Source organism: Leptospira congkakensis, assembly GCF_004770265.1.
Classification (GTDB): Bacteria; Spirochaetota; Leptospiria; order Leptospirales; family Leptospiraceae; genus Leptospira_A; species Leptospira_A congkakensis.
Genome location: NZ_RQGQ01000017.1, coordinates 442,450 through 464,278 on the forward strand (window position 1 = coordinate 442,450; position 21,829 = coordinate 464,278).

A 21,829-nucleotide genomic window follows, 5' to 3' on the forward strand; every position below is an offset into this window, starting at 1 on the left:
AATCTATTTTATAAAGATAGATTCGGAATTTCTTCTCGTTTCCAAACCTTTCTAAAAAACTGCCTTTCTCTCACTTGAATCGACATGATTTTTTGAATGATTGTCTCTTCACTGATTTGGTATTTCTTCATCAAATCTCGATCCAAAGATAACTGCGAATGAGCCACCCACTTAACTAAAGAATGTTTGGTTCTTTCAGATTCTGGCAGTAGTTCGTTTACTGAATCAAAAAACATTTCATGGCTTAAAAAGAGACCATCGGATATTTCTGGCATTGGCGCTGCCCCATGGTCAGCCGTTACCACCATAATGAAATTTTCTCCATAATTGGTTTTTAGAAATTCAAAGATAGTTTCAATTTCTTTATCTGTAGCTTTTAGAACTTGTTCCGCTTCTTTAGATTCCCATCCATACAAATGTCCAACAGCATCTGTGGCTTTTAAAGTAACATAACCAAGATCCGTGATTCCATCTTTATCTTTTTTTGTATTAAGAATGGTTTCTGTAATGGTATCGCGAAAAAGGGCACCATCCATTTTCGCTTGGAATTCGGATCCTTGGAAATGATGAATTTTTGAAATTAAATCTACAAGATCTTTTGCATCAAAATGAGTAGAAATATCTTTTTTATGATTCAAATAGAATTGATACAAATTGTACTTTTGCACGGACTTGGGAACAAGGAATGCATCTGTATAGGTGGACCAAGATAAATTTTTAATGTCTTGCCAATAAACATAATCATTATCTGGAGAAATTTTTCGAGACTCATTTGTGATTGGATTATATAGTTTTCCATGACCAGCCATTCCAACGGCTGCTCTAGCCGCATAACATTGGCTAACGATGACAGGTTCGTTATTGTTTGAAAGGTCCCATTCATCGGCAAAACTTGGAACCTCCATCTCGCTCAAATCCCAATCTTTGTTTTTCCCTTGGTATACCGGTCTATGGAGGACTTTCCCGTCCGCATAAGTATAAATTTCATTTGAAAAGATCTTTGAATCTTTTGGAAAAGCACCAGTTCCAATCGCCATATGCCCGACTGCTGTATGCGATTCCAAATGGGCCACTTTTGCTTTTTTGAAATAGGCAGATTTGTTTTTAAAATCTTCAAGAAAGGGATAAGCACCTTTGTGAGCTTTGTAAAGTTGTCTACCGCCTTGGTCCACAACAATGGTAACAATAATTTCTGGTTTGGTGGTTTCGTTTTGGAATATTTTATCTAAATAAGATACATCGATTGTATTTTTAAACTTAAAGTCTAAAATTTTTCCGTAAATGGATGGAATATGCTGTTGGTTGATTTCATCCGAGTATTGTCCATTTCGAATCCATTTTGGCCCGTAAATCCAAATGGGAATTTCTGTATCATAAAAATATTGTGTATAATGCGAAGTGTAATTTACTTCTTTCGAAAAGTTTTCGTCTTCCGCATCCAATTGCCACTCGTGGTTTAACGTTTCCCAAGATAAATTGTGATCTTCTAAAATATTTTTAACCTCTTCCTTTGAATAATGCGAAAGAGTGATTGCATCCCTTGCCTCTCTATCAAATATATTGAATGGAAATGGTGCTAATATTAAATCGGTATCTGGTTGTAAGGATAAATAGGCAGCACGTTTATAGTCTTTTTCCCAACCACAACTAAAGAGAACTAGCAAGATAGCAATTATGAATGCATTATTTCGTTTTATGTTTTTTTGGTTGATCACGGTTCCCTGCCTTTCTTGTTACACTCTACCTGATGTTTACTTTACTAGGCAAGTGAGAATTAAAGTTGTTGGTGATCTCATGTGCCATAACTCACAAATCTCTACCTATTACCGTGTAAAAACAAAAGATTATGATTCTAGTGGTAGTTTCGAATACGTATCAAATTCATTACAAGATGCTGATTTAACATTAGGCAATTTAGAAACTACGATCGCAACAGATCCAAATGAATTTACAGGTTATCCCAAATTTGGATCTCCCATTGGTTATTTAACGGGAATCCAAGATGCAGGATTTGATATTTTATCCACAGCTAACAATCATTCTGCTGACAAAGGTCCGTTTGGAATCGATAATACAATCGATTCAGTGATCCAAAAAGGTATGATTCCGATCGGAACTTTTAAAACAATTTCTGATTACTTAGAACGAAAGGATTTTTTTACAGAAATCAACGGAATCAAAATTGCGATTTATAATTATACATATTCAACCAATGGAATTCCTGTCAAAAATGATCGAATTGTTAGGCTTTTGAATGAAAAACAAATCAAAGAAGATGTGGCTTTCGCCAAAGAAAACGGAATTCATTTTGTAATCCTGTGGTATCACTATGGATCGGAGTATGAAGAAAAACCTGACAAATCACAAACCAAATGGGTGAACATTGGATTAGAAGCAGGAGCGGACATTATCATCGGCGGACATCCACATGTCGTCCAAAAAGTAGATGTATTTCAAGATGATCAAAATGAAGAAGACCGATTAGTTGCGTATTCATTGGGAAACTTTTTATCAGCACAAAATATGGAGGCAACCGATGGCGGAATTATTTTATCTTTTGCATTGGAGTTGGATTCCAAACAGAGGAAAAAAATCAAATCGGTAACAACTGAACCTGTTTGGGTTTATCCACATGGATATAAAATCATACCCATTCTGAAATACACAAAGAATGAAATTCCTATAAAACTCCCGAAACATTCTGAAAAGAAAATGCTGGGATATGAGGCGCATCTTAAAAAAATTCCCGGTATTAGTTTCTAGTTAACTTAGATTTTCTTCGCTAACTAGAAATTTCTCCTGCGATTAAATCATATCCTTTTCCTTCACGGATCAAATCAATTGAATCATCATTGATTTGTAAGATAGTCGAAAGTTCCGTTTTGACTATCCCGCCATCCACAATCCCATCCACTTGGTTGCCATAAATAGATTCTAAATCATCAATATCGATGATAAACTCGTCATCACAAAAGGCAGAAGTGGAAGTGAGAGGAGAATCATGGATTTTTAAAAGTTCAGTCAAATAGATATGATCAGGAATCCGAATGCCGATTTGTTTGTCTTTATGATGGACAACCGAAGGTTTTGGTAGATTTTTATTGGCTTTCAGGACAAAGGTAAAAGGTCCTGGTGTCACTCGTTTCATCAAACGATAGGCAGAATTAGGTAAGTATTCAATGAAATTGGATGCCATTGAAATGTCTTTACACATAAGAGAAAGTGGTTTGTCTTTGGGTAATTTACGAATGGCGTATATTTTTTCTACACCAAGTTTTGAGTGTGCATCCGCAACAATCGCATAAACTGTGTCAGTTGGGAAAATATATACGGCTCCATCTTTCAACCTATCCGAAATCTGTTTGAGTTTTCGGACTTCTGGATTTTCTGGATGGAGGTATAGGATCATCTATTTTCACAAGCAACTACTGTGCTGTGAGCCCCCCATCAAGAACGATACACTGGCCTGTCATATAGGAAGAAGTATCTGATGCTAAATAAATTGCTGCACCTAGTAATTCTTCTGGTTTTCCGAGTCGACCCATCGGAATTCCAGCAAGCACTTGTTTCATGATGAATTCTTTGTCTTTGATCATATCGGTCATTTCTGTATCAATAAGACCAGGACAAATCACATTCACTCGGTAACCATTATTACACCACTCAATGGCTAGAGCTTTTGATAAAGTGATGACAGCACCTTTTGTGCCCGAATAAACAGAAGCCAGTTTACTTCCCACCATTCCCAGAACCGAAGCTACGTTGATGATGTTCCCACCTTCTTTTTTATGGTGTTTGTAATAGGCTTGGCAGTTGCGAAAGACACCTACATAGTTTGTTTGGACTATATTTTGTAATTCTTCTTCTTTAAATCCAGAAGCAGGAGTGTTTGTTGCAATCCCTGCATTGTTGATGAGAGTATCCAGTTTTCCATGTTTTGCTCTGATTTGGCCAATGACTTCATAAGCCGCACCTTCACTGCGCACATCCAATACCACACCATTGATACTTTCTTTGGCCATCCATTCAATGGATTCTGGTCTGGAACCAGCACCGTAAACGATAGCTCCAGCGTCTCTAAACCCTAGAGCCAATGTTTTACCAATGCCTCGGCTGGCACCAGTGATCAAAATTGTTTTTCCTTTTACATCAAACAAACTCATTTTACCTCATGATTGGAAGGATAACAATCGCTAGCTTGAGGTTTTGTGTCTTCCAAAAGTTTTTTATAATCTAAAGTATTATCATCCCGAACCAAATCTCTTCTTATATAGTGAGTTCCCTTTTCGTAGTAATCCGCTATGGGATTACAATCTTGGATGTCTTCCGAAAGACCTCGTTTGCATCCAAAAACAAAAACGAATGCCCATAAAAAAATAGCCAAAAGTCGAGGATTCACCATTATGAAATGAAACAATATCCCGTAAGGAATAGCAAGAATTTGTTTATACTCAAATCGACATCGCCAAGACGGATCCAAATACTGACTGACCTCGGTTTTTTGTTCCAAGTAACACCAGCAAACATTGACGAGTCTCAAAATAACCAGGAACCAACCCTTCGGTATTTAGAACGAATGGTTCACTCAAAATTAGGACAAGATATAGAGCCTAACCATCTCTATTTGGCCGCTGATACCATAGTTGTATTCCAAAATGAAATTTTGCACAAACCCACTGACTTGGAAGATGCGGTTCGCATTCTGCAAACACTCTCCGGGAAAAAACATTCAGTATTTTCGGGCGCTGGTCTACAAACTGAAACAAAGATTGATTTCTTCTATGAAGAAACCGTCATTCAATTTAAGAATTGGAATGAGGATGAAATAAGAGATTATATTTTACGATGCCAACCATTTGATAAAGCAGGTTCTTATGGAATTCAGGATACAAACGGGCCTGTTTTAGAGCGGGTTGGATCGTATACAAATGTGATGGGATTTCCACTCCGAAGTTTTTTCGCACGTTCTTCGGTGTGGTTGCCTTATTGGGAAAGGTCTTTTAAGCGTAGAGGTTAACTAAATTTCCAGGTTTGTAAGCTGCTTTTGCATCGGGACTCGTTTGCACCTCAGCCGCTTTTTTTTCCGTTTCTCCGGAAACATATTTTAGCTGGTAAGAACGAGATTGGATCGCTTCCACTTGCTCCACTGCTTGGGTATTGTATGTGGGAGACACATACATATACGGTTCGCCTAGTCCTGAAACTCTTGCCACATTACTTGAGATTTCCATACTATGAATATCGCCTCGATCCTATCGAAAGATTAGACCGGATTCACGAAAATGGAAACAAAAAAATCACAAGCGAGAGAATTTAGCTCTCTTTTCCAACTATTCAAAACCCAGACTAGTAACCTTCCGCAATTTTTTGCCTATACGGGGGAAGATTCCTATGAATTTGAACTCATCATTGATCATTACAAAGAAGCCCTTTCGAAATCTGCGGGAGCCTATGAGATCATTTTGATTGTTTCTGAATCAGGAGAACAGGCAAAACTTTTTGCCGAGTTATTCACACCTGATATGTTTTACCCAAGAAAACTCATCATTGTCAAACAAGCAGCCGCTCTTTTTAAACCCATTCTCGATACAAAGGCGACACAAGAATGGAAAGACTTTGCTTCTGGATTTCGTAAAAATATAACAGCTGTTTCCGATGAAATTTTTCTCATTGTTCATTACGATGGAAAAGACATTCCGCAAAGTTTGGTCCAACTCTTTCAAGGAACCTTAAACTATTACAAAACTAAGTTTTTATATCCAAGTGATTATCCAAAAGTATTCAAAGAAGTTTGTGACCAAGAACAAGTGCATTTTGAACCCAATGCTGCCGATGAATTCATCCATCGAATTCCTGCAAATGTGGGAGCTTACCTTAAAAGTGTAAAAAAACTAAAACAATATCTTCATCGTTCCAAATTTACAATCGAAGATGTTAACTCAGTTCTCTTTAGTCAAAATGAACTCAATACGAATGTCCTCGTAGAAACATTGGTTCAAAAACGAAAGGTTGATTTTTTTAAAGAATTCACAAAGTTTGGTGACCAAAACTCAGAGATACTTAGTTTCTTAACTAGACTCAGTTACAAACTGGATGAAATTCGTAAAATCAAAGTCATTCGCGCAAGGCACAATGGTGAAGTTCCCATTCCTATCATGGATGAACTTTTAAAGACAGGAAGTTATTCAGATGCCAGAAAAAATTTCGTAAGAAGACAATTGGTTTCTGATTCTGCTTTATTTACAGATAAAATTTTAGATGAGTTTTATGACCAAGTGATTGAAATGAATATTAAATTCAAATCGGGTCTTCGTGACGACGAAGGAAGGAATTATTTTTTGCAGAAAATTATGCACCTCTTCTCTTTACTTCAAGAAAGATCCTCTAAATGATATTCATGTAATTTGCGATATAAATTTCTTTCGGATATACCTAGAAGTTTTGCTGCTTTTTCTCTGTTTCCTTTTGTATAGATCAAATTGGCTTTGATGATTTCTTTTTCATAAGTTTCCAAACTGATTCCAGGTTTTACTTCCAACTCACCCAGGTTGTTCTCGAAAAAATGAGATGGGATATGTTTCCAATGTAATTGTTTGCCGGATGAAAAACCAACTAGTGCGAATAACATATCACGTAGTTCAGAAAGATTGGATGTAAACGTTTTGTTTTTAAAAAAAACAAAAAACTCTTCTTCCAAACCAGTAATCTTTTTTCCAAGATCTGCGTTTGCTTCCTCTAAAAATTGAGAAACAAATAAGGGTAATTCAGAAATTCTTTTTTTAAGATTGGGAAGTTCAAAACGAAAGGACTTTAATTGATCATAAAAATCTGCATATACATTCTTTTGGTTTAGGATTTCGAGTTCTTCAGAATGAATTTCCCAATACAAATTGACTTTGGATTTTTCTTCGTATTTTTCAGACTTCCACCATTGTTGTAATAACAAAACTTCTTCTGGTTTTGCCTTTGTCATATGATCAATCAAAATGGTAACAATCTGTTTGGAAGATTTGATTTTTTCTAAGGCTTCTGTAAAAGAAAACGGGTAGGAAAAATCTAAACTAATGGTTGAATTTGGAGAAATATTTTTTTGTTCTAAACTTTTTTGAATCCAAAAACTTTTCCCTACACCTCTATCTCCAATGATTAACATCGGTAATTTAGAATTTGAAGTTTCAATCCACTGGTTGCGAATCTTTTGGATATCGGATCCATTACAAATCCATTCTGAAATGGATTTACTTCTTTTTGATGACACTCACTGTCCCTTGCAAATAACCATTAAATTCTCTAATTTTGTTCGTATCTAAGAACTTTTTTGCCTGTGAAGGTTTTACCATAAGAGTTTTTGGATATGTTGTATTGATCTTTAATAAATTTGTTTCGGCAGGAGCGTTTTTGACTCCCCAAGTAGAAAGAGGATCAAGGACAAATGTAGTTTGGATCAAATACTCTTTTCCTTTTGTTACAGCTACATCGTAGGGCAACTGGATCCAAATGGCTTCCCCTTTTGATTCTACAAGAACTGTTTGAAATCTATCTTTTTCTGTTTGGTCTGTATTGGATTCTGTTCGAAGTATATATTCCAAATCAGTTTTGATTTCTTCTTTTTCCAAAACACGTTTATCGGATATTTTTTCATAAGCTAGATAAAGGTTGTATGGAGTGATCACATCCACTGCGGCTCGAACCAAAGAGGCATCAAACTTTTTGACTTGGTTTTGGTTCCAATTGAAAGGCATCTGTAATTCTTCTATAGAGGAATATACATTGAATTGGTTTAGATAAAGATATTCATATCCTTCCGAGGTTCCAATTTTTTGGTATTCCGTAATTCCTACAACTCGACTGTTACTTGCCTTACCAATCCTTTGTAATTCTCTAATGGTACTTAGTTCCGAATGGTTTGGTACTAATAAAACCGGTTCGATTTCCATATGACGTAAATCATTTAGTGCCATAATGATAGAGCCTGACTTATCTTTTACCGAAGAGGAAAGTAGTAAAAATAATTTTCTAGATTCTTTTTTCCCAGAGGAAATTTTAGACTTTAATCCTTGTAAGGCGGATAAAATCGATTCGGACTGGTTATTTCCTTGCCAGCCAGTCTCTTCCATTAATTTTTTAATTTCAAAATGTTCTTTTGTAGGAGGAATGGTAACGATTTTATCCTTTTTCACAAGGGTCACACCCAAAAACAATCCATCTTGATCATACATGGAAGTTAAACTTTTTAAAATGTCTTTTTTGTAATAGGCATAAGAGGAATTGATATCGATAAAAACATTAATTTCATAGTTAGGAGCAACTTTGTTTTTCTTTTCATAAAAACGTGGAGGCAAAAATCGAAAACTTTTTTCGTTATGTTTTTCGTATGCCAAAACAAAATTTGAAATGAGTTTGGATTGAATGGTTTGTCTCGTTTGGTTTTTACAATTAAAAATTACGGATTTAACAAGTATGGGATTTCCAAAATCAATCTGATCTTGAACCACGAAATGAGAATCCCATTCGTTACAATAAGAATACAAATCTTGATCTTTTAACTCTGCCTCTTCGTTCCACTCTGATTCATTTAAAAAACTTTCTACAAGTTTTGGATCTGTGATTTCAGTAAAAAAATTCCGTTTGAGATAATGTCGTGAAAGACGGGACAATTCAAATCCCGCCTCTCTTCTAGATCCTAAAACTGGTGGAACTTCGCCCGAAATATAAGCTGGTAAAATAGAAATTTCTTTCCCAAAAATAATTTGCGGGAAGCACGCAATAAAAACGAGGGTTAGTGTGTAGAAAATGCGGAAAGAACAGCGAGACATAAAATTAGAATCGGTTCAATCAGAGAAAATGTAAATCTTTATCCGGCTGTCATGCTTCGTTTTCTTTGAGAAAAGATTGACAAGAGGTTTTTATAGGATCAAATTCTTCGGAAAAGGAGTAGATTCTTTATGAAGAAATCGCTTATCGTATGTGCCTCTCTAATCGCATTTGTTGTATCTTGCGGATCCAATGATGGAGGCAGAAGAGACGCTACGACCGTAGGTAAAAATGGTTGGATTTTCGAAGGTTGGGCTTGTGCACCTGACGCCGCTGCTGCAAAACGTGGTGAAAGTCCTGCTGAGTATTGCAAAGGGAAAGAGAAAGAATACGATTATCTTTACATGAAATTTTCTGCGCGTGCTTCTGACAAAGCTATCAAAGCTAATTCAGTTGCAATGAAACAATCCACTTGCCGTGAAGCAGCTCGTCTTCAAGTTGCAGGTGATGGTTTGAAAAAAATCTTAGGTGAATACTTAGAACAAGCATCCGGTGTATCTGATGGTCAATCCACAGGTTCCGTTATTGTTTCTGAATCAAAAGGAATCATCAAAGGTGTTGGAGTTTATGACTGCTGCTCACTTAACAACGATACAGGAATTTGCGCAAATGTTGGCGAACCTGAGACTTGGGAAGAATGTCAGTGTGTTGGATACTTGCGTTATGCGGGTGGACAAAAAGCTCTGGAAGCAAAGGCAACTGCAGCTCAGTAATCTGACTGTTTAGTTTTTTACTTCAAAAAAGGCCTCCTTTTATCGGGAGGCTTTTTTTTTGTCCTGATCTTAAATTACTTTTTTAGTTTTGGATCAAAGTAGTGTTTGTGAATGAATTCTTGGACAATCTTATGTTCTGCCGCTGCCAAAGGTTGGAAAATTACAGAAGTTGTTTTACCTGCTGTTCTATGCACCGTTCCAATGATCTCTAAAGGATTTTGATGGAGGGAAAATTGAACCTTTACTTGGTCCCCTTCATAAAAAATTGCCGTTGTTTGGAAAGCAAGGCCACCAGTTCCTAAATCAGAAAGATGTCCAGTCACTGGTGTGTTTTTAGATTTCACAAGTTCCACTGTGCAAGGTACATCTAACTTTACACGTGCATCTTTACGTTTCTGTTTTACGCCACCATACTTACTATAACTATCAGAGAATATTGACTGCTTTGAATCTGCCATTTTAACTTCCTTTACGCGAGACTAACAAACGTTTCACAGTTTATACTCTCGTTTTCTATTTCGCTTGTTTCCAAAAACTCAGAATCCATTTTTACGGATTCCAATCTATCTATAAATTGATTCACATTTGTGATTGTCAAAAGTTCTCTTTTGATTCCATCAGGGAATCCGGTATTCTCTATATATCGTATAAAGTGCTTTCGAAAAAGTATCAAAGCATAATCATCATCGGAAGGATAAAAATCTAACATCAGATTTAAATGTTCTAAGATGACTTCCTTTATTTGAATCCAATCAATTTCTTCCTTCGGAGTTTCAGAAAAAATCCACGGATTTCCAATGGCCTTACGACCAATTAATACTAAATCGACACCGTATTTTTTTTTCTTAAACATTGCTTCAGAAAAACTGGCCACATCCCCGTTTCCGAAAATAGGAACATTTGCTTTGGATTTAATTTCACCAATGGCATTCCAATCAGCAAAACCAGTATAAGCCATGGCCTTTGTCCTTCCGTGAACCGAAATGGCAGATACTCCTGAGCCCTCTAATACTTTGACTGTTTCTAAATAATTTAAGGAATTAGAATCCCAACCAAGGCGAATCTTTGCAGTGACGGGCAGGCCAGTTTTTTTTCGAATCCCTTCAATCATCGCACCAGCCAAACGAACATTTCGTAAAAGCCCTGCCCCTGATCCGTGGTGTGAAACTTTTGCCACAGAACATCCCATATTCAAATCAATCACATCTGGTTTTTTAGAAGCTGCAATTTCCGAAGCATTGACTACTGTTTCTAAATCTGATCCAAAGATTTGAAAAAAAATCGGTCGTTCTGTTTCTAAATAACGAAACATATCCAACGACTTTGTATTTCCCATTAGCAGTTGTTCTGTGGAGACAAATTCCGTGTAAGCAAAAGCCGAACCAAATCTTCTTGTGATTTGCCTGTAAGGACTATCAGAAATACCAGCCATCGGAGAAAGAACAACATCACCTTTGATTGTTACTCCCCCGATGGTAATCATAATTCCTCTTTATTCCGACTCGGATTCTGAATCTCTAACGACGGCAAAGTCTTTTACAAAGTCATCATCTTTGGTATTCACAACTTTGACACCCATAGCAGAACGACCCACCATTGAGATTGTTTTGACTTCTACACGAATCGCCATTCCAGATTGTGTGATGACGAGTAGTTCATCTTCTTCTTTTACAGAAGCAATTCCAACAGCCCGTCCATTTTTTTCACCAATCTTTAAGTAGGTCATCCCTTTGCCACCACGACCTTTAGTAGAGAACTCTTCAAAATCAGTTCTCTTTCCAAATCCGTTTTCGGATACGCAGAATAAATTAGTTCCCGGTTCTACTTTTGTAATCCCTGCAATGGCATCATCGTCTTCTAACTTCATGGCTGTCACACCGGAAGCTGTTCTACCTTGCGAACGAAGTTCATTCAAATTCATTCGAATTGCGAGACCATTTTTACTTCCGATAAACACATCAAAGTTGTTTGGATTGGCAATCACATCAATTAGTTCATCACCGTCACGAAGGCCAATGGCAATGATTCCCGATTTTTTGGTATTTGTGAATTCATCTAATTGGATTTTTTTCACAAATCCTTCTCTTGTCACCATAAGAAGATACGACTCGTCGAAGTTTCGGAATGTAAATAATGAAGTAATGATTTCATCATCATTTAAGTTGATCACTGCTTTCAGTGATTTACCACGTGCTTCTTTTGTAGCAATCGGTAACTCATAAACTTTCATAAGGAAGGCTCTTCCTTTATTCGAGAAAAGCATCAAGTTATCGTGAGTCATAGCACTACTTAGTTTTTTAACAAAGTCTTCCCTTTTCGTAGAGATCCCTTGAACACCCTTTCCACCTCGTTTTTGGCGTCGGAATGTATCCATAGGAAGACGTTTGATAAACATATCTTCTGAAAGTTGGACAACCACTTCTTCATCAGCAATCAAATCTTCTGCGTTGAATGTTGAGGATTCCAAAGACTCTAAACTAATTTCTGTAGCACGAGTGTTTCCAAAAGATTGAGCAACTTTCCCAAGTTCTTCACAAATGATCGATTTCACTCGTTCTGGTTTTGCAAGAATGTCTTCTAAGTCAGCAATGAGAAGTCGCACTTGTTCTAGTTCTTCGATAATCTTTTGAACTTCTAAGGAAGTTAAACGTTGTAAACGCATTTCCAAAATGGCATCCGCTTGGATTTCAGAAAGAGAAAAGGTAGCCATGAGGGAACCTTGGGCTTCTTTTACATCTTTCGAAGCACGAATGATACGAATCACTTCATCGATGTTATCAAGTGCAATGCGAAGCCCTTCTAAAATATGGGCTCTTTTGAGTGCTTTGTCTAAATCAAATTCAGTTCGTTTGATAACGACTTCATTTCTATGATCCGCATATGATTTAAGAATTTCTTTGAGAGAAAAGATTTTTGGACGATTGTTTAGAATCGCAAGCATCGTAATTCCATAACTCACTTGTAATTGAGTGAGTTTGAAAAGTTGGTTTAGAATTACTTGTGCGTTCGCATCCTTTTTGATATGGATCTCAACACGAATTCCTTTCCGATCGGAAAGGTCTAGAATTTCAGAGATCCCTTCAATGATCTTTTCATTTACCAAATCCCCGATTTTTTCGAGTAAGTTCTTTTTGTTTACTTGGTAAGGAATTTCATTCACAACAATGATCTCGCGACCTTTGTTATTTTCAATGATATCCACTTTCGAACGAATGCGAATCGAACCTTTTCCTGTTGCGTATGCTTGGTAGAGACCTTCTCCACCAATAATGGTTCCACCTGTAGGAAAATCCGGACCTGGTATAATCTTCATCAGTTCTGGAAGTGTGATGTCAGGATTTTGAATGAGGGCAATGACCGCATTCACCGATTCTTTTAGGTTATGCGGAGGGATGTTTGTTGCCATACCCACGGCAATTCCCGTAGAACCATTCACCAAAATATTTGGAAAATTAGCTGGTAATACGTCAGGTTGTTGTCTCGTATCATCAAAGTTTGGCGAAAAACTTACGGTGTTCTTTTCGATATCTCTAAGAAGTTCTTCTGCAAGTTTTGTGAGTTTTGCTTCCGTATAACGATAGGCCGCCGCGTTGTCTCCGTCGACAGATCCAAAGTTACCTTGACCATCAATCAGAGTTTCCCGCATGGAAAAAGTTTGGGCCATCCGAACCATGGTTTCATAAACAGGAGCGTCACCATGCGGGTGATAGTTACCAATCACTTCTCCAACAATTTTTGCCGATTTCACATAAGGACGATCCGATCTCCATGCTCTTTCATTCATCGCATGAAGAACACGTCTATGAACTGGTTTTAATCCATCTCTAACATCAGGTAATGCTCGACCTACAATTACACTCATCGCATAATCAAGGTAAGCTTCTTTCATCTGATCTTCGATTTCCACCGGAATGACTCTTACACCTGCTTTGAGAGCACCGGCTACGTCTGGTCTACCGGAAAGATTCAGTGCTAAGGTTTTGTTTGATTCGTTTTCTTGGCCGTTTTGTTCGGTCATTTTTCTATCCTAATTCCGATTAAAGATCTAAATTTGCAACTTTGTATGAATTCGCTTCAATGAAACGACGACGAGGAGAAACTTCATCACCCATAAGGATATTGAATGTATCTTCTGCTTCTACAAAATCTTGTAACTTTACTTGTAACATAACGCGTTCTTTTGGATCCATTGTGGTGTCCCAAAGTTGTTCCGGATTCATCTCCCCGAGTCCTTTGTATCGTTGGATGGTTACTTTGTCATTTGGTCTTGCTTTTAGGATTTCATCCTTTTCTCGATCCGAATAAACATAAACCGCTTCGCGACCAAACTTCAAAAGATACAACGGAGGTTGTGCAACAAAGAGCGAACCCGTTTCAATAATGGGTTTCATATACCTAAAGAAAAAAGTAAGTAGCAGTGTTCGGATATGTGATCCATCCACATCGGCATCTGTCATGATGATGATTTTTTTATAACGAAGTTTATCGATATTAAACTCGTCATCACCAATTCCTGTTCCCATAACAGTGATTAAAGTTCGAATTTCATCATTGGATAAAATTTTATCCAAACGTGCTTTTTCGACGTTTAGAATTTTACCTTTCAATGGAAGAATAGCTTGGGTATTTCTATCCCGACCTTGTTTTGCCGATCCACCTGCCGAGTCCCCCTCGACAAGATACAACTCACAATGTTCTGGATCTTTTTCGGAACAGTCTGCGAGTTTACCAGGAAGGCCACCACCTTCTAATACAGTTTTCCTTCTTGTTAAATCACGTGCTCTTCTCGCTGCTTCTCTTGCTTTGGAAGCTAAAATACATTTCTCTAAAATCTTTTTAATGACAGCTGGATTTTCTTCAAAGAAACGATTGAGGCCTTCTCCCGTGATGGTTTGCATAAGACCTTTCACTTCTGCATTCACTAACTTTTCTTTTGTTTGTGAGTTGAACTGTGGTTGTGGAATTTTAATCGATATCACAGCACAAAGGCCTTCTTTGATATCATCCCCTTGTAAACCATTGGGTTGTTTTTTGAAAAGGATTTGGTCTTTCTTTAGATGGTCATTTAGAGTTCTTGTGAGAGCAGTTCGAAAACCTTCTAAGTGAGTTCCACCTAAGTTGTTATTAATAGCGTTAGTAAAACAGAAAATGTTTTCGCTGTAGGTATCACAGTATTGAAGAGCAATCTCCGCCCAAACATTTTCTTTTTCGCCCACAAAGTGTAAAACTTTATGTAAAGGATGTTTTGCATCCGTGATGTATTCAACGAAAGAAACAATCCCACCATCAAATTTAAATTCGTGTTTCGCAACTTCTTCTTTTCTTTGGTCTTCGATGCGAATGAGTAACCCTTTGTTTAGGAAGGCAATTTCTCTAAATCTTGCAGAAAGGGTATCAAAAGAAAAATCAACAGTGGTAAAAATGGTATCATCTGCTTTAAAACGAACAACTGTTCCCCGGTGAGTTGTATCTCCTATGATTTTTACATCTTCAATAGGAACACCAGCTTGGTATTTTTGGTAATGGAGTTTTCCATCCTGGTGTACCTCTACTTCTAAATAAGTAGAAAGGGCGTTCACAACGGAAACCCCTACCCCATGCAAACCACCCGATACTTTATAAGCATCGTTTTCAAACTTACCACCGGCGTGTAAAATTGTTAGTACGACTTCGATGGTAGACTTACCCTTATCTGGGTGAATTCCTGTCGGAATCCCACGACCATTATCACGAACTTCAATGATATGATCTGGCAAAATGCGGACATCAATTTCTGTACAATGGCCAGCCATTGCCTCATCCACAGAGTTATCCACAACCTCATAAACCATCTTATGGAGGCCGGACTCATCTTGTGTTCCAATGTACATTCCGGGACGTTTTCGGACCGCTTCTAGACCCTCTAGGATCTTAATTTTCGAGGCTGAATAGGCGTTTGGATCGGTTTGGTTGGACATAGATTTATAAGATACCCTATAGGAAGTATCCTAGAAAGACCCTCGAAGGGCAAGTGAAATCGGGGAGATTTAAGTGACTTAAGACCTGGGATTTTGGAATTCGTTTCCCGTTTTAAAGTGAATTTTTTCCAATAAAACTGGGTTCGTAATTGAGTTCACTTTCGCTAAAAGTTCTGTCTTTTGAAACTCCAATTCCTGGGAGATCATTGAGTGACGACAAACAACTGTGAGTTTTTTCCCTTCAATGGATTTTGGATAACTCTGTTTTCCAAAATAATCACCAACAATCTCATTCCAACGAAGACGTAAGGTTTTCAGAATTTGATCCCGAAAGACAGCTTCCCTGTCCATACCCATTTTTTCCAAACTTTGGAAAAGTTCTGAGAGTTCGACTTTTTTCATATCTCTGAAAACACCTTCACTTTTCCGCCTTCCACTTGGTAGATTTCTTTATCAAGTGTTAGGTTTCCTATATAATCATGAATTCCTTCTAAATCAGTGGTGGTAAAAAATGCCTGCCCACATTCTGAAATGAGATTTACAAAGTATTCTCTTCGTTTCACATCTAGTTCCCGAATGATATCATCAATCAGTAGAACGGGAGCTTCTCCCGTAGTATCACGGATCATTTGGAAACAGGCAGTTTTCAGAGCAATAACAGCACTTCGTTTTTGCCCTTGGGATCCAAACCCACTCAAATCTTTATCATCAAATCCAATCGGAAGTGTGTCGCGATGATTCCCGCAACTCGTGTAACCAATGGCTCTGTCTTTACGTAGATTATCGGTTAGTTTTTGTCTATGCTCTTCTTTGGATGCGATATTAGGTTTGTAAGTTAAAAAGAAGGGATCTTTTCCAGAACTTAACTGTTGTAAATTTTTATGAAAGTATCCGGCTAAACTTTCAATAGTTTTGGTTCTGATTTCACGAATTTCTGCATCATGTTCAATGATGGGTTCATCCCAGATTCCAATTTCACGATCGGAAGAATTATCTTTTTTTAAAGTAGCATTTCGTTGTTTTAACAAACGATCATATTCAATGAGTTGTTTTAAATAATAACGATTGGTGGATGAAATAAATGCATCTAAGAACCTTCTTCTTTCCACATTCCCATCTTCAATGATAAGGATATCAGGTGGGCTCATCACAATCGAACGAAAGTATCCTACATAGTCAGAGATCTTTTTAAATTCTTCCCCGTTGACTTTTAGTTTCTTTCGTTTGGAATAGGAATGTTCAATCCCATATTCAAATAAATACTCATTTTCTTCGGATTCAAATTCAGCCCGGATGAATGTATCTTTTGTATCCCAACGAAGGAGTTGGTTTTGGTCCGATTCACGAAAACTTTTTAAATAGGATAATAGGGAAATGGATTCGAGAAGGTTTGTCTTACCTTCTCCATTGTTTCCAATAAAAAAGATAAGACGTGATTTGAATGTTAACTGAGTTTCTTCGTGATTCCGAAAATTCTTTATGTAAATTTTCTTTAGAAACATTAAAGTTTCATTGGCATAATGACAGAAACAAAGTCGCTATCAGAAGGATCCTTAAAAAGAACCGGAGCACTAGAAGTTGTGAATTCTAAAATCACTTCAGGATCATCCACAGCTTTGACTACATCACTCAAATAGTCTCCTTTGAACGCAATGGTGATTGCTTCTCCATTGTATTCAATTGGCATGTTATGATCAAACATCATAGTTCCTGGATTGGAAGAACTGATATTTACATTTCCTTTTGTAAAAGCCAAACGAATTTGTTTCGAAGGTTCTTCCGCAGAAATCAAAGCTTGTTTTAAAAAAGTCAAAAAGTCAGCTTTTACAACTCGAACAGATTCTGAAGTTTGTTTTGGAATGACTTGTTCATAATCTGGAAAGTTTCCATCAATGAGTTTGAAAAGAAGTTCTACGTTTCCAGATGAAACATAAATTTGTTCTTCTACAAATCCAATCTTTGCAGTTTCTTTTCCTTCCATCATCTTTAGCATTTCACGAACTGCTTTGTGAGGAATGATCACTCCATTTTTGAACGGGAATTGTTTTGGAAACTTACGAACGATTTTAGAAAGACGACGTCCATCCGTTCCTACAACAATTAGATCTGTGTTGTCTGGTTTTAAAAATAAACCATTGAATACAAAACGAGTTTCTTCAATCGCCATTGCATAAGAAGTTTTACGAAACATCTCACGAATGGTTTGGCAAGGAAATTCAACAACGCTTGTCTCATCCACTTTTGGAATTGTTTTGATATCTTCAGAATCAATTCCATTGACTTTAAACTTAGTGTCCATCTTACCACTGGCATCAGTGATAGTTGTTTCCGAGTTTTCTGATTGGTCAGTGGTTGTAAGTAAACTCGTATCAAAGTTTAGATTTTTAAAAATACTCGATAGTTGTTTCGCTGGTAAAGATGCTGTTCCTTTTTCTCCAATGGTGGATGGAACAGATGTTTTGATCGCGATCTCTAAATCGGTAGCAGAAAGATAAACTTCATTCTCACCTGTTTGGATTTTGAGATTGGAGAGAGCAGATTTAATTTCTCGAACTGAGATGACTCCATCCACTGAGTTGATTGCTTTTAGGAATTCTGTAGTATTGACAGTGAATTTCATTTTTCCTCTTCTTCTTATTTATATTATATATCTTTATATATATTATGTCGTTTCCGTTGGTTCTGTCAGTATGTCGATAAAGCCTGGAAACATCAATTTTTATTGAATTATGTCAGGTTTTTTCCTTTTTGCAACTGTCAATATTTATGTCACTTTGAACAGGTTAGGGAAAACTTAAGGGACAATAAGGACTGACTATGTCCTATCGACAGTTTATCGACAGGTAATGGTCAGATTAATCACAGGTTATTGGAAACTTATCTTGTGTTTGATGGTATGAAACAGGTCTTCCCATTGTGGGTCTGTTTTCATACGCTCTTTGAATTTATCGATTCCGTGGATGACGGTCGAATGTGTGGTTGAAAAAATTCTTCCAATTTGCGCCTTCGGAACATGGAGGACATCGTGCAGGAGGAGCATACAAAGATGCCTAGGCGGAATGAAATCTGCTTTCCGACTTTTTCCTAACAAATCCTTGCGAGCGACATTGGATCTTTCGCAGACAAGATCAATGACCATATCGGGGCTGAATCCAATTCGTTTTTTATTCGTCAGAAAACGTGCTTCGGCAATTTCCTGAATTTTTTCTTCCGTGAGTAAAAAGTATTCATAAGCTTTTTTGTATAAAACCAAATCGTTTACGATTCCGATTAGTGCTCGTGAATCCCCTTCCAATCGTTCGGCAAGCCACTGTAGGAGTTTGTCACTCGCAGGAATATTGAATTCAGAAAAATTGGCTCGCAAAAGTTCGATCCGCAGTGCCAAGTCATGTGATTTGATATCGGCTTGGAGACCGTGGACAAACCGAGATTTTAGCCTTTCGTGTAACGGAAGTTCGTAGCTTGGTCTATCTGAGGCAATGACAATCTGGCGTTTTCTATCATAAAGGAAATTGAAAAGAGCAAAAAATTCCTCTTGGGTTTTCTCAGCCCCACCATTTAAAAATTGAATGTCATCAAAGAGTAAAACATTGTAGGACTGGTATCGAATTTTGAAAGATTCGAGTGACTCGCGATTATTCTGACGAACGGTAAAAATAAATTCATTTAAAAACGAGGTACTGTTTACATACCGAACAGTCTTCCATGGATCCTTCTTTTTGATTTCGTTTCCGATGGCATGTAAGAGATGGGTTTTCCCCACACCCACTGGTCCAAAAATATAAAGTGGATTGTATTTCCCCGGTTGTTCCGCCACACTTTTTGCGGCCGTATAAGCGATCTTGTTCGAATCAGAAGTGATATAATTGCTAAAAATAAACTCTGGATTTAAGTCAGAGTCGGATTCATCAAATTTGGATTGGATGACTTCCTTAAAAATCTGTGTGGAAGTTTCTGATTCTGCAAGAATCGACACACGAAAACGATCACCTACTACTTGATAAACGGCGTCTTCAATGAAACTAGTGTATTTGGTTTCCACATGGCGTTTGATTCCCGTGGAAGGAGCTGTCAGGTGGACGACCTGGTTCTCCGATTTATCGAATTTGAGTGGTGCAATGAAATTAGAAAAGTACTTGGGAGGTATCTGTTTCGATATTTCTTCTAAAATTTCTTCCCAACGTCTTTCCAAGTTTCCCCGCCCTAAATGTGAAATCGGGTACTATACTTTTAGCAAGTAGGTAGAATTCAAATGAAAAATCCGAAAACGCTCCAAACTACAAAAAATAGTCGAACCGAATAAAAAAATTATGTCACCTTATTGGTTTGATATTCTTTTGTCTAGTAGCGAATGTTAGGCGATATCTAATGAATCAATCATTCTAAAAGAATTAAGTTTTAAAATGCCAAACTAGGTTGCGAGTCTTAAAAATAACTGTGATAAAAGAACATACTCAAGTGCAGGAATTTCATAATGTAGTTTCATTTTGAAATCTAGGATGGCTTCTATCCTTCCTACATTGGCTTCAAAGTTTTTTTGTCTGTATTCATAAAGAAGTAACAAACAAATCATCTCTAAAAAATCAATTCCGGTTAGTCCTTCTTTGTTGGAGCGAAATTCTCCGAGTTGATCTCTCACCCAGTTTTCCAATTTAAAAAGCAAAATGGAATCATGACAATGTTCTCTTACATTCTCATGCCACTCTTCTAAAAATTCATCTGAGATTTCAAATGGATTGAGTGATCCGCCATAGTAAAGTTTGGATTCAGTCATTTCATTTCTACGAATCTTTTTGATTTCGTCTTGAGGGAGATAGTTGAAGGGAACACAAACTGATCGAGAAACAATGGTTGGTTTTAAGTTTTTTAAATCGTTCACGATGAGAATGAACTTTGTATGAGGTGGAGGTTCTTCTAAAGTTTTTAGAAGAGTGGTTTCTGCTTCATTGTTAATACGATTTGCTTCGGGAAATAAAACAACACGGTAATCCGATGTATGTGGTTTAAAAGGAATTCTTGCTGACAACAACCAACGGATGGTGAAGTCTTCTGGATCTTTTTCTTTTCCAATGGCTATATTTTTTCTTCTGGGAAATTGAATGAAGTCAGGATGGACTCCTTTCATAAATTGTCTGCAGGAATCACAAACCCCACAAGAGGTTCCCTCTAAACAAAGAAGTTGTCTTGAGAATCTTTCAGCGGCTGTCCACTTCCCCACTCCATCGGGTCCGTAAAAAATAATAGATCCAGGAATTCGTGACCTATCATTTAAAAAAGATTTTAAGTAAGTCAGTGCAACATCTTGGCCTGACACTTGGTCGAATGAAAACAAAGCATCAGCCATTGGTCTTTAGTATACCGGTGTCAGCCAATTCATATAACTTGGTTGTTCACCACGAACCGCTTCAAAAAAGATAGATTGGATTTTTTTGGTGATGGGGCCTATGTTTCCATTTCCAATCACACGACGATCCACTTCTTTCACCCAAGCCACTTGCACACCTGTTCCTGAAAAAAATAATTCATCAGCAATGTAAAGTTCGGAACGAGCAATGTCTCTTTCCACAACTTGGATCCCTAAGTCTTTTGCAATTTGAATGATACTTCTTCTTGTGATTCCTTCTAAAATAGAAGAAGGAATTGTCGGTGTATGGATCACTCCATCACGAACGATAAAAAGATTTTCCGCAGAACCTTCTGATACAAATCCTCTCGCATCTAAAAAGATCGCTTCATCCATTCCATTTTGAACGGCTTCTGATTTTGCAAGAGCGGAGTTCACATACCCACCACTTACTTTAGAAAGAGTGGGAATTTGGTTATCAGAAAATCTTTGCCAAGAAGAAACGATAGTGGTCAGTCCGTTTTGTGTATCGAGGTAGTCATCCAACTTCAAAGCGTAAACTGTGATGTCTGCTTTTACATCATGGAAACGTGGTGAGAGTTGTAAGGCAGAAGTGTAAATGAAAGGTCTTAAATATACATTTTGTTTTGCTTCATTTTTACGAAGCAGATCCAAGATGATGGATTGGATTTCTTCCGGTGTGATTTGGATTTGAAGCTGCATGATCTTTGTGGAGTTCACAAGTCGTTTGCAATGTTCTGGCAATCGGAAGACATAAAGATTCTTTTTAGCTTCGTTGTAGTAACCGCGGATTCCACCGAAGACGCCTGTCCCATATTGTAAGGCGTGGGTTTGGACACTGACTTTCGCGTCCTCGGAAGGAACGATCTTTCCTTCAAAGTATGTATAAGGGAATGAATTCTGAGCCATTGAGATTCCTATCACTCCAATCTTCTGAAGTTTCAAAATTAGAAAATGAATTTTATCTTTTTTTCTCTCGA

The 21,829-nt window shown here is 37.4% G+C and carries 21 protein-coding genes; 4 read left to right on the forward strand and 17 right to left on the reverse strand.

Features of this window, described 5'->3' with window-relative positions:
* Positions 1-8: 8 nt before the first annotated feature.
* Complete coding sequence (locus tag EHQ70_RS15590) at positions 9-1,715, reverse strand: alkaline phosphatase family protein (protein WP_135587922.1); 1,707 nt, start codon at positions 1,713-1,715, stop codon at positions 9-11.
* Positions 1,716-1,767: 52 nt separating this feature from the next.
* Between EHQ70_RS15590 and EHQ70_RS15595 the strand changes: the two genes are divergently transcribed.
* On the forward strand, positions 1,768-2,763 hold the full coding sequence (locus EHQ70_RS15595) for a CapA family protein (protein WP_208729568.1): 996 nt from the start codon (positions 1,768-1,770) through the stop codon (positions 2,761-2,763).
* A gap of 19 nt (positions 2,764-2,782) precedes the next feature.
* Here EHQ70_RS15595 and EHQ70_RS15600 read toward each other — a convergent pair whose 3' ends face one another.
* Genes EHQ70_RS15600 through EHQ70_RS15610 form a run of 3 tightly spaced genes read right to left on the reverse strand, consistent with a single transcriptional unit; the run spans position 2,783 to position 4,402 of the window.
* Positions 2,783-3,409, reverse strand: a complete 627-nt coding sequence (locus EHQ70_RS15600) for an L-threonylcarbamoyladenylate synthase (RefSeq protein WP_135587924.1) — start codon at positions 3,407-3,409, stop codon at positions 2,783-2,785.
* Positions 3,410-3,425: 16 nt separating this feature from the next.
* Positions 3,426-4,163, reverse strand: coding sequence for an SDR family NAD(P)-dependent oxidoreductase (locus EHQ70_RS15605; RefSeq protein WP_135587926.1), 738 nt, complete (start codon positions 4,161-4,163; stop codon positions 3,426-3,428).
* Positions 4,160-4,402 (reverse strand): hypothetical protein, encoded by a 243-nt coding sequence (locus EHQ70_RS15610; RefSeq protein ID WP_208729582.1) that lies wholly within the window; start codon positions 4,400-4,402, stop codon positions 4,160-4,162. The genes EHQ70_RS15605 and EHQ70_RS15610 overlap by 4 nt, the downstream gene beginning before the upstream one ends.
* 39 nt (positions 4,403-4,441) lie before the next feature.
* Here EHQ70_RS15610 and EHQ70_RS15615 point away from each other — a divergent pair, with 39 nt between their 5' ends.
* Positions 4,442-5,017 carry a Maf family protein gene (locus EHQ70_RS15615; protein WP_135588518.1) on the forward strand — a complete coding sequence of 192 codons (576 nt, stop codon included), beginning with the start codon at positions 4,442-4,444 and terminating at the stop codon, positions 5,015-5,017.
* On the opposite strand, the gene EHQ70_RS15620 is transcribed toward EHQ70_RS15615, so the two are convergent.
* The gene (locus tag EHQ70_RS15620; RefSeq protein ID WP_135587928.1) at positions 5,001-5,231 is read right to left on the reverse strand and encodes a hypothetical protein; all 231 of its coding nucleotides are present in this window, start codon (positions 5,229-5,231) and stop codon (positions 5,001-5,003) included. The genes EHQ70_RS15615 and EHQ70_RS15620 overlap by 17 nt on opposite strands.
* 51 nt (positions 5,232-5,282) lie before the next feature.
* On the opposite strand from EHQ70_RS15620, the gene holA reads away from it, so the two are divergent.
* The gene (gene holA / locus EHQ70_RS15625) at positions 5,283-6,392 is read left to right on the forward strand and encodes a DNA polymerase III subunit delta (RefSeq protein WP_135587930.1); all 1,110 of its coding nucleotides are present in this window, start codon (positions 5,283-5,285) and stop codon (positions 6,390-6,392) included.
* On the opposite strand, the gene EHQ70_RS15630 is transcribed toward holA, so the two are convergent.
* Positions 6,371-7,258, reverse strand: a complete 888-nt coding sequence (locus tag EHQ70_RS15630) for a helix-turn-helix domain-containing protein (RefSeq protein WP_135587932.1) — start codon at positions 7,256-7,258, stop codon at positions 6,371-6,373. The genes holA and EHQ70_RS15630 overlap by 22 nt on opposite strands.
* Complete coding sequence (locus tag EHQ70_RS15635) at positions 7,239-8,816, reverse strand: LIC10012 family protein (RefSeq protein WP_135587939.1); 1,578 nt, start codon at positions 8,814-8,816, stop codon at positions 7,239-7,241. The genes EHQ70_RS15630 and EHQ70_RS15635 overlap by 20 nt, the downstream gene beginning before the upstream one ends.
* A gap of 129 nt (positions 8,817-8,945) precedes the next feature.
* Between EHQ70_RS15635 and EHQ70_RS15640 the strand changes: the two genes are divergently transcribed.
* On the forward strand, positions 8,946-9,527 hold the full coding sequence (locus tag EHQ70_RS15640; protein ID WP_135587940.1) for a lipoprotein LipL21: 582 nt from the start codon (positions 8,946-8,948) through the stop codon (positions 9,525-9,527).
* 74 nt (positions 9,528-9,601) lie between these two features.
* Here EHQ70_RS15640 and EHQ70_RS15645 read toward each other — a convergent pair whose 3' ends face one another.
* The 10 genes from EHQ70_RS15645 to EHQ70_RS15690 form a co-directional block, all read right to left on the reverse strand.
* Positions 9,602-9,985, reverse strand: a complete 384-nt coding sequence (locus EHQ70_RS15645; RefSeq protein WP_135587942.1) for a PilZ domain-containing protein — start codon at positions 9,983-9,985, stop codon at positions 9,602-9,604.
* A gap of 11 nt (positions 9,986-9,996) precedes the next feature.
* Positions 9,997-11,010, reverse strand: a complete 1,014-nt coding sequence (locus tag EHQ70_RS15650; protein ID WP_135587944.1) for a tRNA dihydrouridine synthase — start codon at positions 11,008-11,010, stop codon at positions 9,997-9,999.
* 9 nt (positions 11,011-11,019) lie between these two features.
* Positions 11,020-13,545 carry a DNA gyrase subunit A gene (gene gyrA, locus EHQ70_RS15655; protein ID WP_135587946.1) on the reverse strand — a complete coding sequence of 842 codons (2,526 nt, stop codon included), beginning with the start codon at positions 13,543-13,545 and terminating at the stop codon, positions 11,020-11,022.
* 19 nt (positions 13,546-13,564) lie between these two features.
* A complete protein-coding gene (gyrB, locus tag EHQ70_RS15660) occupies positions 13,565-15,484 on the reverse strand; it encodes a DNA topoisomerase (ATP-hydrolyzing) subunit B (RefSeq protein ID WP_135587948.1) in 1,920 nt (639 codons plus the stop codon).
* Positions 15,485-15,562: 78 nt separating this feature from the next.
* A complete protein-coding gene (locus tag EHQ70_RS15665) occupies positions 15,563-15,886 on the reverse strand; it encodes a DciA family protein (protein ID WP_135587950.1) in 324 nt (107 codons plus the stop codon).
* Positions 15,883-16,986 carry a DNA replication/repair protein RecF gene (gene recF / locus EHQ70_RS15670; RefSeq protein ID WP_135587952.1) on the reverse strand — a complete coding sequence of 368 codons (1,104 nt, stop codon included), beginning with the start codon at positions 16,984-16,986 and terminating at the stop codon, positions 15,883-15,885. Before recF ends, EHQ70_RS15665 begins: the two co-directional genes overlap by 4 nt.
* Positions 16,986-18,104, reverse strand: a complete 1,119-nt coding sequence (gene dnaN / locus EHQ70_RS15675; protein ID WP_004786738.1) for a DNA polymerase III subunit beta — start codon at positions 18,102-18,104, stop codon at positions 16,986-16,988. The genes recF and dnaN overlap by 1 nt, the downstream gene beginning before the upstream one ends.
* 246 nt (positions 18,105-18,350) lie before the next feature.
* Positions 18,351-19,676, reverse strand: coding sequence for a chromosomal replication initiator protein DnaA (gene dnaA / locus EHQ70_RS15680; protein WP_100720476.1), 1,326 nt, complete (start codon positions 19,674-19,676; stop codon positions 18,351-18,353).
* Positions 19,677-19,895: 219 nt separating this feature from the next.
* A complete protein-coding gene (locus EHQ70_RS15685; protein ID WP_004785273.1) occupies positions 19,896-20,828 on the reverse strand; it encodes a hypothetical protein in 933 nt (310 codons plus the stop codon).
* 6 nt (positions 20,829-20,834) lie between these two features.
* Positions 20,835-21,758: a branched-chain amino acid transaminase gene (locus tag EHQ70_RS15690; protein WP_100743666.1), complete on the reverse strand. Its 924-nt coding sequence runs from the start codon at positions 21,756-21,758 to the stop codon at positions 20,835-20,837.
* Positions 21,759-21,829: the final 71 nt, after the last annotated feature.

Bases quoted from the DNA above. Each gene is read 5' to 3' on its own strand.
- EHQ70_RS15600 (WP_135587924.1), bottom strand. From the start codon at position 3,409: ATGATCCTATACCTCCATCCAGAAAATCCAGAAGTCCGAAAACTCAAA.
- EHQ70_RS15605 (WP_135587926.1), bottom strand. From the start codon at position 4,163: ATGAGTTTGTTTGATGTAAAAGGAAAAACAATTTTGATCACTGGTGCC.
- EHQ70_RS15610 (WP_208729582.1), bottom strand. From the start codon at position 4,402: ATGGTGAATCCTCGACTTTTGGCTATTTTTTTATGGGCATTCGTTTTT.
- EHQ70_RS15620 (WP_135587928.1), bottom strand. From the start codon at position 5,231: ATGGAAATCTCAAGTAATGTGGCAAGAGTTTCAGGACTAGGCGAACCG.
- holA (WP_135587930.1), top strand. From the start codon at position 5,283: ATGGAAACAAAAAAATCACAAGCGAGAGAATTTAGCTCTCTTTTCCAA.
- EHQ70_RS15635 (WP_135587939.1), bottom strand. From the start codon at position 8,816: ATGTCTCGCTGTTCTTTCCGCATTTTCTACACACTAACCCTCGTTTTT.
- EHQ70_RS15640 (WP_135587940.1), top strand. From the start codon at position 8,946: ATGAAGAAATCGCTTATCGTATGTGCCTCTCTAATCGCATTTGTTGTA.
- EHQ70_RS15645 (WP_135587942.1), bottom strand. From the start codon at position 9,985: ATGGCAGATTCAAAGCAGTCAATATTCTCTGATAGTTATAGTAAGTAT.
- EHQ70_RS15650 (WP_135587944.1), bottom strand. From the start codon at position 11,010: ATGATTACCATCGGGGGAGTAACAATCAAAGGTGATGTTGTTCTTTCT.
- gyrA (WP_135587946.1), bottom strand. From the start codon at position 13,545: ATGACCGAACAAAACGGCCAAGAAAACGAATCAAACAAAACCTTAGCA.
- gyrB (WP_135587948.1), bottom strand. From the start codon at position 15,484: ATGTCCAACCAAACCGATCCAAACGCCTATTCAGCCTCGAAAATTAAG.
- EHQ70_RS15665 (WP_135587950.1), bottom strand. From the start codon at position 15,886: ATGAAAAAAGTCGAACTCTCAGAACTTTTCCAAAGTTTGGAAAAAATG.
- recF (WP_135587952.1), bottom strand. From the start codon at position 16,986: ATGTTTCTAAAGAAAATTTACATAAAGAATTTTCGGAATCACGAAGAA.
- dnaN (WP_004786738.1), bottom strand. From the start codon at position 18,104: ATGAAATTCACTGTCAATACTACAGAATTCCTAAAAGCAATCAACTCA.
- EHQ70_RS15685 (WP_004785273.1), bottom strand. From the start codon at position 20,828: ATGGCTGATGCTTTGTTTTCATTCGACCAAGTGTCAGGCCAAGATGTT.
- EHQ70_RS15690 (WP_100743666.1), bottom strand. From the start codon at position 21,758: ATGGCTCAGAATTCATTCCCTTATACATACTTTGAAGGAAAGATCGTT.